The organism is Paenibacillus oenotherae (assembly GCF_019443105.1).
GTDB classification, from domain to species: domain Bacteria; phylum Bacillota; class Bacilli; order Paenibacillales; family Paenibacillaceae; genus Paenibacillus_Z; species Paenibacillus_Z oenotherae.
Genome location: NZ_JAHZIJ010000009.1, coordinates 14,459 through 26,158, shown reverse-complemented (window position 1 = coordinate 26,158; position 11,700 = coordinate 14,459). Strand labels below are relative to the sequence as shown.

Annotated in this window: 12 protein-coding genes; all 12 read left to right on the top strand. The window is 52.8% G+C overall.

What is annotated here, in order from left to right:
• Positions 1-242 precede the first annotated feature (242 nt).
• Complete coding sequence (locus K0T92_RS13830) at positions 243-1,343, top strand: extracellular solute-binding protein (RefSeq protein WP_219873078.1); 1,101 nt, start codon at positions 243-245, stop codon at positions 1,341-1,343.
• A gap of 39 nt (positions 1,344-1,382) precedes the next feature.
• The gene (locus K0T92_RS13825; protein WP_219873077.1) at positions 1,383-2,288 is read left to right on the top strand and encodes an ABC transporter permease; all 906 of its coding nucleotides are present in this window, start codon (positions 1,383-1,385) and stop codon (positions 2,286-2,288) included.
• Positions 2,285-3,094 (top strand): ABC transporter permease, encoded by an 810-nt coding sequence (locus tag K0T92_RS13820; protein ID WP_219873076.1) that lies wholly within the window; start codon positions 2,285-2,287, stop codon positions 3,092-3,094. Before K0T92_RS13825 ends, K0T92_RS13820 begins: the two co-directional genes overlap by 4 nt.
• A gap of 39 nt (positions 3,095-3,133) precedes the next feature.
• Positions 3,134-3,946: a nucleoside phosphorylase gene (locus tag K0T92_RS13815; RefSeq protein ID WP_219873075.1), complete on the top strand. Its 813-nt coding sequence runs from the start codon at positions 3,134-3,136 to the stop codon at positions 3,944-3,946.
• Between the two features lie 136 nt (positions 3,947-4,082).
• Positions 4,083-5,222 (top strand): ABC transporter ATP-binding protein, encoded by a 1,140-nt coding sequence (locus K0T92_RS13810; RefSeq protein ID WP_219873074.1) that lies wholly within the window; start codon positions 4,083-4,085, stop codon positions 5,220-5,222.
• Positions 5,223-5,228: 6 nt separating this feature from the next.
• Positions 5,229-6,200 (top strand): carbohydrate kinase family protein, encoded by a 972-nt coding sequence (locus K0T92_RS13805; RefSeq protein WP_219873073.1) that lies wholly within the window; start codon positions 5,229-5,231, stop codon positions 6,198-6,200.
• The gene (locus K0T92_RS13800) at positions 6,185-7,378 is read left to right on the top strand and encodes an amidohydrolase family protein (RefSeq protein ID WP_219873072.1); all 1,194 of its coding nucleotides are present in this window, start codon (positions 6,185-6,187) and stop codon (positions 7,376-7,378) included. Before K0T92_RS13805 ends, K0T92_RS13800 begins: the two co-directional genes overlap by 16 nt.
• A 120-nt stretch (positions 7,379-7,498) precedes the next feature.
• Positions 7,499-8,428 (top strand): pseudouridine-5'-phosphate glycosidase, encoded by a 930-nt coding sequence (locus tag K0T92_RS13795; protein WP_219873071.1) that lies wholly within the window; start codon positions 7,499-7,501, stop codon positions 8,426-8,428.
• An 85-nt stretch (positions 8,429-8,513) separates the two neighbouring features.
• Complete coding sequence (locus K0T92_RS13790; RefSeq protein WP_219873070.1) at positions 8,514-8,924, top strand: 6-pyruvoyl trahydropterin synthase family protein; 411 nt, start codon at positions 8,514-8,516, stop codon at positions 8,922-8,924.
• A gap of 346 nt (positions 8,925-9,270) precedes the next feature.
• Complete coding sequence (locus K0T92_RS13785) at positions 9,271-9,450, top strand: hypothetical protein (RefSeq protein WP_219873069.1); 180 nt, start codon at positions 9,271-9,273, stop codon at positions 9,448-9,450.
• A 773-nt stretch (positions 9,451-10,223) separates the two neighbouring features.
• Positions 10,224-10,844, top strand: coding sequence for a histidine phosphatase family protein (locus K0T92_RS13780; RefSeq protein ID WP_219873068.1), 621 nt, complete (start codon positions 10,224-10,226; stop codon positions 10,842-10,844).
• 205 nt (positions 10,845-11,049) lie between these two features.
• Positions 11,050-11,673, top strand: coding sequence for a histidine phosphatase family protein (locus K0T92_RS13775; protein ID WP_219873067.1), 624 nt, complete (start codon positions 11,050-11,052; stop codon positions 11,671-11,673).
• Positions 11,674-11,700 lie beyond the last annotated feature (27 nt).

Below are 11,700 nucleotides of genomic sequence, written 5' to 3'. Positions count from 1 at the left end.
CGTTTGGCTCCTCCTTTTATATCAATTCTCAATACTCAATATGTTATGAAATATAACATTAACTGCGATGACATTCACTAGAAATGAATGAGAATCCGTATGTTTTTATATAAATGAACAAATTAGTTCGGTTATTTAAGATTATAACACAAATCAATGTTATGTTAATTTACATTACTATTTCGCTATCCGTATAATTCATTGCAAGACTTACTATCAACTCATCACGAGGAGGACTTGGAATGGATAGGAGCAGAAAGAGATTCGCATGGGTGTCGGTCATGATGGTCGCGTTATTGTTAATTGCAGCCGCTTGCGGCAAGAACGAGGGAAACAGCACAGCTGGCGGAGGCAATAATGCTCCAGCTCCAGCCGAGGATGATCAGCCTTATAAAGGAGAGAAACTGGTTGTAGGCGTGTGGGGCGGTTCCTATGCGGATACGATCAAGAAATACGCGGTAGAGCCGCTGGAGAAGAAAGGCGCGACGGTGGAGCTTGTGCTTGGAGGCACTGGCGATCGTCTGGCCAAGCTGTATGCAGAGAAGGGCAATCCGACGATGGATGTCGCTTTCCTCAACTTGTATGAATCGAAACAGGCAATCGATGACGGTGTTGCCCAGCCTGTCGATTCCAGCCTGCCGAACTTCGCGCAGCTCTATCCGGCCGCACAGGAGAATGGCTATGGAATGACGTTTATGGGTCTCGGAATTGTGTACAACAAGGAGCTCGTGAAGGGCGAAATTAAGGAATGGGCCGACTTGTGGACACCAGAGCTGGCGGGCAAGATTGCATTCCCGACCTATCCCGGCTTCGAGGGCGATGCGTTGATCGCGATGGCAGGCAAGGCTTTTGGCAAGACAGAGAAGGACGACGGGGCCAACTTCGACAAGCTGAAGGAGCTGAAGCCTGTACCGATGACCTACTCCAATCTGGACGAGCTGTTCCTGGAGATGAAGAACGGCAGTGTGCTTGCAGCGCCTATCTTCAACAGCTACGCCTATGAATATATCGGCAAAGGATTCCCGGTAGAGTTCGTCTATCCGAACAGTCCGGGCCCGGTGATGGCCAAGGATACCATTGTGATCGCCGAGGGCACGAAGCATGAGGCGCTTGCCAAGGAGTTCGTCAATTTGGCGATTGGCGTGGAGATGCAGCAGCATTTTGCCACCGACCTGTTCTTCGGCCCTACGAATAAAGAGGTGAAGGTAGAGGGTGACCTGACAAACAAAATTGTTTATGGCCCTGAAGCGGTAGGCAAGCTGGAAGTGCTGGATTGGGACTATATCATCTCCAAGCGTTCCGAGTGGACGCAGAAGTGGAATACGGAAATTCTTGCGAAGTAGCTCCGGCATAAAAATAATGTGAGAAAGGGGGAGAGGCAGATGCGCGAAGACATTATCACTGGAGGGCCGATCAAAGCGAAGCCAGCTGCGAGAAGGCGGCTATGGTCCTATGTGGCGCTGCTCTCTCCCGCTATGCTCATCTACTGGCTTGTTTTCCTGATTCCCGCAATTGTGCTGCTGATCAACAGCATCCAGGTCAACCAGCCCGAGAAGAGCATGTGGGAAAGAGAGCTGACACTGGCCAATTTCATCCGGTTCGTATCTGATCCCTATTTCATCAAAGTCATTGGCATTACGCTGCTGATGGGCGTCATCGTCGTACTCGTGTCCCTGGTGATCGGCTACGTGCTCGCTTATCACATCTACAAGGCCAAGTCCTTTGTCAAAACAAGTCTGATTACAATCGTGCTCACGCCGCTGTTCAGCGGGGCGCTGCTGCAATCTCTCGGCTGGTATCTGATGTTCGCCCGCTACGGGCCGATTAACGCTTTCCTGAAGGATATCGGGCTGATCGACCAGCCCTATAATTTCCTTGGTACGTACACGGCGGTTGTGATCGCGCTTGTTCATGGCTTCTTGCCCTTCATGGTGCTGTCAATCGTCAACTCGCTTCGTTCAATTCCGGTCAATGTGCTGGATGCGGCCTCCAGTCTCGGGGCGAATTCATGGACCGCCTTCCTGCGTGTCACCCTTCCGCTTACTAAGGGAGGCATGATGGCGGGCAGCGCACTCGTGTTCGGCGGTACGATCGGTTCCTTCGCCACACCCGGTATTATCGGGCAAGGCAAAATTCAAATGCTGGCCCAAATTATTTATCAGCAGGCGATTCAAATCTTCGACTGGTCGTTCGCTTCGGTCATCTCCATCGCGCTGTTGCTCGTGCTCATTATCGTAACGATGTCCTTGACCGGATCGGTCAAGCTGCAGGGGAGGAATCGCGGATGAGTCGTCCTATGGCCCCCGGGCGGGTATCGATGCTGCTGCTTCGAATGGTCCATCGCTTCCTTGTTTGGCTTGCTTTTCTATTCGTGCTTGCGCCTATGCTGCTCATGGTGCTGGTGGCCTTCAACAAGGCCGACTATTTCTCGTTCCCGCTTGAGGGACTTAGCTTTCGGTGGTTCCAGGAGATGATCGTCAATACGGAGTATCGCAGTTCTATAATGAACAGCTTGAAGCTTGCTTCGATTGCAGCTGTACTCTCGCTTCTTATATCGGTGCCTGCAGCTATCGCGCTGCGGAGAAGTTCCGGCAAGCTGGCGGAAACGGTGCTGCTGGCGCCATTGTTCTTCCCGCTCGTAATTTGGTCGCTTGGCCTTCTGCAATTTTACGGCATGATCGGCTTATCGGGCTCCTTCTTATCGCTGGTGCTGGCGCATACGGTTATGATTACGCCCTTTATTCTGCGAATTGTCGTTCAAAGCCTTCGCGAGATGAATCCTAAGCTTGAAGAGGCTGCATCCAGTCTGGGGGCTGGCAGATGGACGACGTTCCGCAGAATTACGCTGCCGCTCATTATGCCCGGACTGCTGGTCGGAGCCATATTCGGATTTCTAATGTCATTTACAGATGTGACGCTAACGATGTTTATTTCCAGCTCGGGCTCCTCTACTTTCCCGGTCAGAGTCTATTCAGAGCAGCGCAGCGAAGGGCTGAACCAGATCGTGCTCGCTTGGTCGGCCATCATTACGCTCATTATCTTCATCCTGTCTCTCATTGGGGAGAGATTCGCCCGCTGGTCGAGATATTTCTAAGAGGTTGCCAAAGAGCCCATACAGGAGGTTGTTGATCATATGTTGAACAAAATCGGTCCTTTCACGATAAATGGAAAGCCTGCTTTTACAGGGATTACGCCGGAGCAAGCGGCGCCTTATGTCATTTTTGTAGTAAAAGATCCGCTGCACGGCTGTGAGAAGGATGTCGCGGAGGAGGTAGCGGACCACTTCGATACGCGCGTGCTGGTCGCAGATACCGGCATGTGCAGAACCTACACCGGAACCTACAAGGGTGTGGATGTGACGGTTGTCTCCTGCGGCAGCGGCGCGCCTGAGCTTGAAATTATTTTGATGGATTTCATGATGAATACGGATGCATCCACGTTTATACGGGTTGGCGGCTCAGGCGGTCTGCAGGAGCAAATGTCCGTTGGCGATCTTGTAATTGCGACAGGTGCTGTCCGGGATGAAGGGACGAGCCACGCCTATGTGCCTGCGCAATTCCCGGCGATTGCCGATTACCAGCTGGTTGCCTGCATGAAGCAGGCGGCAGAGCGGAACGGATTCAAGCATCATCTGGGCATTACACGCTCCGTGGATTCGGAGTATGTCGGCGTAGGCCGTCCTGCACGCAATGGCTACATTCTGGAGCGGCATAAGGAGCAGTTTGAGCTGTGGCACCGCGCAGGCGTGCTCAATATCGAGCGCGAAGCGGCGATTCTGCTGACGCTGACGACATTGTTCGGACTGCGCGGCGGTGTTGTGAATGCGATTGGCGATAATTTTGTAACGGGAGAGCCGTTTCTTGCCGGAGCGGGCTTCGAGCATGCAGTTGTAACGGCGCTGGATGGCATTGTGCTGCTGGATGCGGAGCTGAAGAAGAATCTGTAAGAGGGGCTAGTGAGATGATTTCGCAAGAGGAGCTAGTAAGAAGCGTTCGCAAGAAGAGCTAGTAAGAAGAGTTCATAAGAAGAGTGCGTAAGAAGGAGTTGGCAAGAGAAATAGACTGGCGAAAGGAGGAGCTGCGATGAGCCAATTGAGCCTGGAACGGATTTCGAAGACCTTTCGGGGCGTAGAGGTGCTTCGTGATATTCATCTGCAGGCGGAGCCGGGCGAGTTCATCTGTCTGCTGGGACCGAGCGGCTCTGGGAAAAGCACCATTCTAAGAATGGTCGGCGGCTTCGAGACGGCGGATCTTGGAACGATCTCTCTCGCAGGCGAGGAGATCGGGGATTTGCCTCCGAATCGGCGGAACATCGGCTTTGTTTTCCAAGATTATGCGCTGTTCCCGCATCTGACTGTAGAAGAGAATATTGCTTTTGGCCTGAAATGCAAACGAACTGCAGCAGAAGAGAGCAAGGCGCGTATCCGTTCGGTGCTGGATATCGTCGGACTGACCGGACTTGAGAAGCGGTATCCGAAGCAGCTCTCGGGCGGGCAGCAGCAGCGGGTTGCAATCGCCCGCGCTATTGCGCTCAGACCCGCACTGCTGCTGCTCGATGAGCCGTTGTCGAATCTGGACGCCAAGCTAAGGCGGCAAATTCGGCTGGAGATGCGGGCGCTGCAGCAGGAGCTTGGCATTACGACGATTATGGTCACGCATGATCAGGAAGAAGCCATGACGATGGCAGACCGGATCGCAGTGCTGCAGAACGGGGTCATTCAGCAGATTGGCACGCCTCTCGAATTGTACAAGTCACCTGCGAACCTGTTCGTGGCGGGGTTCATCGGCGATCCGCCGATCAATCTGTACCCCTGTCGCAGCAAGCGGAGCGGCGGAGCGGTCGGCATCTCTGTGCTGGATACCTTCCTTGAAATTAGCTGCGGAACGGGAGTGCCGCCAGAGGATTGCGATTACGTGCTCGGCATTCGGCCGGAGGATGTGCTTCTATCGCCAGTGGATGAAGGGAGGGGCGGAATTGCTGCAACTGTGGATGTGGTGGAGTATCTGGGTTCGGCGGCGCTCGTCCATATCCGGACGGCGGGCTCCGGCACGAAGCTGTGTGCGCTGGTGCATTCCAAGTGGATTCCAGGCAGCGGAGATCGGGTGAAGCTTCAATTGGTGGTGGAGAACGCGCTGTTGTTTCATGGAGATACGACAGGAGCGGTGACCGCCATTGAGATCAAGGATTCGGCGGCAGCTTATGCCGCCCGATCAGGGAGTTGAGTCGTGATGGAGGATCAGAGAATTTTGACTTTCGGCAATATTGTGATGGATGGGTTGTTTATCGTGCCCCGTCTGCCAGGTTACGACGAAAAGGTGTTCGCGGAGACGCTGACCTGGTCGCCAGGCGGACCTGCGGTACATTTTGCCATCACATCCGCCAAGCTGGGCGCACGGGCCAACGTTCTGGGGTGGCTCGGCAACGACTCCATAGGGCGCCAGCTTCAGCAGACGCTTGAGGCCAGAGGAGTGGAGCCTTCCTTCAACCACATTCTGGATACGCAGACGCCAACCGCTATCATCATGATTGATGGAACGGGGGAGAAGTCCGTGCTGCTCTCGCCGCCAATTGATGGAGCGCGTCTGCCCAGGCCGGAGGAAGTGGCGGTATTCGATCTCACCCATACGAAGCATATTCATACCCACTTGTTTCTGGAGCCGTATGTGCTGCGTTTGCTGGCAGAATGCGGCCGGATGGGGATTACGCGGTCGCTTGATGTGGAGCCGTCATCTATCCGGCGCTGGGGTGAGGAGGGTGTCCGGCGGGCGCTGGCCTGTACGGATATTGTGTTTATTAATGAGCCAGCCGTAGCGCTGTTATGCCCGGAGGGGCAGGAGCTTGCGGATAAGCTGCTGCGGATTGCGGCGCTTGGACCTGCTATGGTTGTATGCACGAGAGGGAGGCGGGGGAGCATTGTGCTCGCTGGCGGCCGCTTGATTGCTTGCCCCTCCATTCCCGTTGTGACGAGCAACTCGCTGGCTGCGGGGGATATTTTTGCCGCTGCGTTCGTGCATTGTTTGTTGCATGGCGGGGGCGCTGAGGACGCCGTTGTTTTTGCGACTGCTGCTTCTTCTGTTGCCGTCAGCCGCTCTGGCAGCTCGGTGTACTATCCTTCGCTGGCGGAGATCGAAGAAGTGATGGCGGAACAGCGGCTTGCAATTACAATGACCGAGGTGGATATGGAATGGAAACTTATATAAATGCGAATGTGCTGATGGGCCCGGAGCTGGAGCTGCTCCCGAACGCGGCCATCATTGTTGATAAAGGAAAGATCGTCTCCATAACACGCGATCATTATGAGGAAGGCATTGATCTGGAGGGCGGGCTTGTTGTGCCTGCATTCTATGACGCACATACCCATATCGGAGATACTGCGGCCAAAGAGCTGGGCATCGGGCTGCTTGTCGAAGAGGCCGTTGCCCCTCCGCATGGGCTGAAGCACCGCTTTCTTCAGCAGCTCAGCGAGGAGAGGCTGATTGCATCCATCCGGCAGGGTCTGAAGGAAATGATGAAATGCGGCGTCGCTGCCTTCGGGGACTTTCGCGAGGGCGGTCTGGACGGCATTCGCGCACTGCGTGAAGCGAGCCGGGCGCTACCGATCCGTCCTGTTATTCTGGGGCGGCCCATGGCGGATTACAAAGCGGGGCATGATCTGAAGCGGGCGGAGCTGGAGGCGGTCGCGGAGCAAGCGGACGGCTTTGGCATCTCCAGCATTAATGCGTTCGAGCTGGAAGTGTTCCAACAGATGCGGGAGATTGCCGGTGACAAAATACTGGCGATTCATCTAAGCGAATCGCCCAGAGACGCGGAGATGTCCATGAATCGCTACGGGGCGACCGAGGTGAAGCGGGCTTTCGCCTTCGAGCCTGACTTGATGGTGCATCTGACGCATGCGACGGCCTCCGATCTGGTCGAACTGAAGGCGCGCAGGCAGCATATTGCGTGCTGTCCGCGCACGAATCTGCTGCTCGGCGACGGCATCCCGCCGCTGCATGAGTTCTACCGGAATGGCATTCCGGTATCCATCGGCTCGGATAATATGATGTTCTCCAGTCCGGACCTGTTCCGGGAGATGGATACGGCCAGCCGCTCGACGCGGGGCGCAACGCAGGATCCCAAGTCGATTGATTCGCGGTATTTGCTGACCTCTGCGACCATATCCGGCGCCAAGGCGCTCAAGCTTGATGGCGCCATGGGGGCGCTCGAGCCTGGGAAGGATGCCACCTTTCTCGTGCTGGACATGACCCGCGACGCTTTCGTCTACAGCAATGATTGGGTCTCCTCTGTCGTTCACAGATGCGGCCCTGCCGATATTCGCCACTTCATTTGCGGCGGTGTGAAAGTAATCGAGGACTATATCTTCATGCTCAATATATAAGCGGTATGGAATAATGCCGGTTAGCTATAGGCTATAGGCGGGAGGAACCGTCTTACGGCGTCTGCGACGCTCGCAAGGGAATGGTTCTCTGTAAAACTTTATAGTTAGGGGGATGGAGGTATGGAATTCTCGCCCCGAATTCAGGCGGCGCTTGAACAAGGGAGGGCGGTCGTTGCGGTGGAATCCACTTTGCTCACGCACGGCCTGTCCTATCCGCATGCGCTCGATCTGGTCTTGGAAATTGAACATCATATCCGTGCAGGCGGTGCGGAACCGGCACTTGTAGCTCTGTCGGAGGGCAAGCTGATTGTCGGGTTGGAGCGGGCAGAGCAGGAACGGCTGGCGAAGGCGGAGGGTAATGTCAAGCTGACGACGGCTGATCTCGGTGCGGCGATGGTGAGGGGATACAGCGGCGGCACGACTGCTGCGACAACAGCATGGGCTGCGCACAAAGCTGGCATCCGGGTTGCGCTTGCCGGAGGGCTCGGCGGTGTCCATCGCGATGTCGGAGATACATGGGACATTTCCGGGGATCTGACGATTATGGGCTCCACACCTGTCATTATGGCATGCGGCGGAATCAAAACATTTCTCGATATTGGCAAAAGTCTGGAGGCGCTGGAGACGCTTGGAGTCCCGGTATGGTCTTATAAGAATGAGCGGTTTCCCGGCTACTTTGTGCATGATTCGGATTATCCGGCGCTTCGGGTTGACAATGGTGAGGAAATTGCGGCAATGGCGGCGGCCCACTGGGGGCTCGGTCTGCGGACGGGAATTGTTCTGGGGGCTTCGATTCCGCATGCGAGCGCATTTGATAAGGATGAGATTGAGGCGGTCATTAAACGCGCATTGGACGGGGCGAAGGGCTTCTCAGGCGGAAAAGGCGTGACCCCACACATTATTCGGGCAATTGAGAGCTTTACCGAAGGCCGGTCGGCAGCTGCTAACCGGGCGCTAATTGTGGAAGCTGCTTGTGCGGCTGCTGAAACTGCGGCGGCTTTGGCAAGGCAGGCGGCCTCCTGCGCGCGGTCGGGCAATATGCAATGTTAGCCAAGTGAACGCGAGTGGAATGGCTTCAATGACCTCTATGATAAAAATGACATTAATAGCATCACAGACAAGGAGCTGATTATATATGCTTTTTCAATATTACCCCTCTGTCCAGCATCCCTATAAATTCGAATTGAACAAGGATATCGAGCTTGCGGCGGCGCACTTCAATCCTCACGTGACCGCAGGCCCCTCCCGCAATATGCATGGTCATACGTTTATTGTCAGTATTACACTTGTCGGCGATGAGCTTCAGGATTCAGGCTTTCTGGTCAATTTCGGTGTCATCAATGCGTTTGTGCAGCGGTTCGACTTCTCGGTGCTGAATGATCATCCGGAATTTGCCGGACAGTTCCCAACGACTGAAGGGATTGCCAAGACTGTCTATCATCTGGTCGCAAATGCGCTTGTAGAAATGCCGAATAAGCCGAAATGTTTGCAGGTGCTCGTAAGAGAGAATCCCTCGAGCTATGTCATTTATCGTGAAAATGTTTAACCCCAGCTAGGCAGAACTGTTCATCCGCTAAACAATAGAGGCCGCCATTCCGTCATCACAGAGGATGATTGAATGGCGGCCTTTTGCTGTATTGAGCCTGGTTAGAATGGCATTAAAATTACTTATACTAGAATAAAATGTAATAAATAGAAGGTTGTTGGCGCTCATCTAGGTGGAATCCGGAGGATGGGGCAGGATATCTTCGAATACTTCCCGTGAGGGGAGGCGATAGTTGCCTAGCATGGCTCAGGAGAGCTAAAGGTCCTCTATTGGATTTTTCAATGAAAATAAAGAGCGCTATACTTATTATTGATCAATCATTTTGCAGCAGATGGAGGTACTTATCTTGACTTATATTGAAATGATGAGACGTCGGAATGAAATTCTGAAGCGCAATATCGGCAGCATGATTCTGAAGAGCAACAAGCAGGGATTGAGCGGACAGGAAAGCAGCTTTTACAAAAATATGATCAAGGAACTGCATCAGGGCGAATCGGAGATCAACGCTTACCGCAACCAAAGCTAATCTAATGAGCAGCGACAACATGTGGCACGATATAGAAGAGGGATGCCGATCAGAGGCGTCCCTCTGCTGTTGAAACGACCCTTTCCGAGGGGGCCTGGCTCCCTTATCGGCGAGCATTCCTGCTAGAAAGCAGGTTTTTTTTCATTTCAGCCTGCTGATGACCGAATGCCTGCCAAAGTGCAGGCATTTCGCTGTATTTCCCCGATAGCAGCTTAATCCGCCATATATTCCTGCTTAATCGCAGGCATTCTGCCTTCTATGACTTCTTTTGACCAAAATTCCTGCACTTTCGCAGGTTCCCCGCTTTCTACCAACCGGATGTGTTGCAGTCAGTTACTCGTACATGATAGTTAGAAACCCGGTTAAAGGGAAGTCCTCCCGAATTTCCCGATTTCCTTGTGTTGAAGGTAATGAGATGGAATAACAATGAAAATTGTGAAATATGATATGAAAAATAGTGAAAACATAATGAGAAAGAATCATTGTCGATTTCAGGTGCTGAAAAAACCCGGAATTCAACGAAAATCCTTGAGAATAAGTAGGATTTGGCATCCTTGATCCTTCAATTCCCATGAAGCAAGGCTGAAAATATATTGAAAAGGCACTTCACAAATTTCAATAATTATGATTTAATATAAATGAAATCAAATGAAACATTTTGAAATTATTGCAGATATTTTTTCATTAATTTTCATGAATCTGAATCATTGCTGGCAGATAAGCTGAATAAGCTGAATTGTCAGCGCATCATGATTCACTCGTTTGGAGGTCAAATGGAATTAATTCTTATTAGACACGGTCAGTCTGTGGGCAACATCAGGGTTCATGAGGATATGCCGGATTCACCCTTAACCGAGCTAGGTATGAAGCAAGCCGAGAAAGTGGCCAAGTATGTGAGCAAAAAGCCTGTTACACGTATCGTTTCAAGTCCTTTGGTGCGAGCGGTTCAAACGGCTCAGCCGCTCTCCGAAGCGTTGTCTCTGCAGATCGAGCTGTGGAAGGATCTTTATGAATACCGTGAAGGCAGCGCTTACATAGGGCCTTCGAAGCTGGAATGGGAATGTCTGTATCCGGAAGTTGTCGTGTGCCCAAGCATGGAAGAGGACGGCTGGTGTTATCCTGGTGGTGAAACACCTGCAACGGTATGCGAGCGGGCGAAGGCAATCATTCAGAAGCTCCGCGAGCCGCAATACGAGAATGACTGCATCGCTATGTTCGCGCATGGATCGTTTAATGATTACTTGATCCGGGAGATACTGCACATATCCAGCGGGGCGCAGGTCAGCTTTCATCAATCGAACACGAATGTGAATATTTTTGTGATCAAGAGCGACGGGACGGAAGTGCGCAAGCTGAATCTGACCGAGCATCTGGAGCTGGCTTTTCGCACGTGATTCGACAGAGCATCGGGCTGTCTCTTCAGACGTGATTCGACAGGGCATTGGGCTGTCTCTTCAGACGTAATTCAACAGGGCATCGGGCTGTCGCTTCAGACGTAAGAAGGGGCGCTCGTGCTGGCAGTCCATCATCCCGCCGCGCCCCATCACTGCTGCCTGAACGGGGCGTGATTAACCATATTGAAAGGAGGTGAATACCTCAGTGCATTTGTACGTCATCAGACACGCACAATCAACGATGAATATTAAGCAAGGCGGAGGGGCAAACTGCGAGTTGTCACCGGTAGGATATTGGCAGGCCGAACAGATTCCGACCTTCTTCAAGGATATTAATATTAAAGCGATCTATTGCAGTCCGCTGCGTAGAACGATTCTTACCGCATTGCCGCTTGCCAAGGCGCATAGCCTGCCCATTATTCTCGTTCCAGAGATGTCTGAGATGTTTCTGGAGGAGTGGACAGATTACCGAGACTATGATTGGCAAAGCTGCAGCGAGATTGAAAGCGTTTACCCGGGAACGGCGTTTATCGAAACGCATGACAAGAGCAAGCAATGGTGGCCTGTATGGCCGGAGGATAAGCGCATTGTCGGAGCGCGGGTGCAAACCTTCTACGATGCTCATCTTGCCCCAAGAGCAGGAACGGATGAACATATTGTTGTGTTTGGACACGGCCAGTCTACGGCGGATTTGAAGCGCAGCGCCAATCCCGGCGACAAGATTCCGGTCTACAATGCGGGAGTTGTTGAGTTCACTATGAATGCTGATGGCACGTGTGAGTCTGCCAAAGTGCATACGGCCCATCTGGGTCCTCACGTTTCTGATTAATCTAACACATTTCATGGGGGGATATTC

What these genes read in the sequence shown, in the direction of transcription:
- K0T92_RS13805 (WP_219873073.1), top strand. Translation starts at nt 5,229, where the DNA reads ATGGAGGATCAGAGAATTTTGACTTTCGGCAATATTGTGATGGATGGG.
- K0T92_RS13780 (WP_219873068.1), top strand. Translation starts at nt 10,224, where the DNA reads ATGGAATTAATTCTTATTAGACACGGTCAGTCTGTGGGCAACATCAGG.
- K0T92_RS13825 (WP_219873077.1), top strand. Translation starts at nt 1,383, where the DNA reads ATGCGCGAAGACATTATCACTGGAGGGCCGATCAAAGCGAAGCCAGCT.
- K0T92_RS13800 (WP_219873072.1), top strand. Translation starts at nt 6,185, where the DNA reads ATGGAAACTTATATAAATGCGAATGTGCTGATGGGCCCGGAGCTGGAG.
- K0T92_RS13810 (WP_219873074.1), top strand. Translation starts at nt 4,083, where the DNA reads ATGAGCCAATTGAGCCTGGAACGGATTTCGAAGACCTTTCGGGGCGTA.
- K0T92_RS13795 (WP_219873071.1), top strand. Translation starts at nt 7,499, where the DNA reads ATGGAATTCTCGCCCCGAATTCAGGCGGCGCTTGAACAAGGGAGGGCG.
- K0T92_RS13790 (WP_219873070.1), top strand. Translation starts at nt 8,514, where the DNA reads ATGCTTTTTCAATATTACCCCTCTGTCCAGCATCCCTATAAATTCGAA.
- K0T92_RS13815 (WP_219873075.1), top strand. Translation starts at nt 3,134, where the DNA reads ATGTTGAACAAAATCGGTCCTTTCACGATAAATGGAAAGCCTGCTTTT.
- K0T92_RS13830 (WP_219873078.1), top strand. Translation starts at nt 243, where the DNA reads ATGGATAGGAGCAGAAAGAGATTCGCATGGGTGTCGGTCATGATGGTC.
- K0T92_RS13820 (WP_219873076.1), top strand. Translation starts at nt 2,285, where the DNA reads ATGAGTCGTCCTATGGCCCCCGGGCGGGTATCGATGCTGCTGCTTCGA.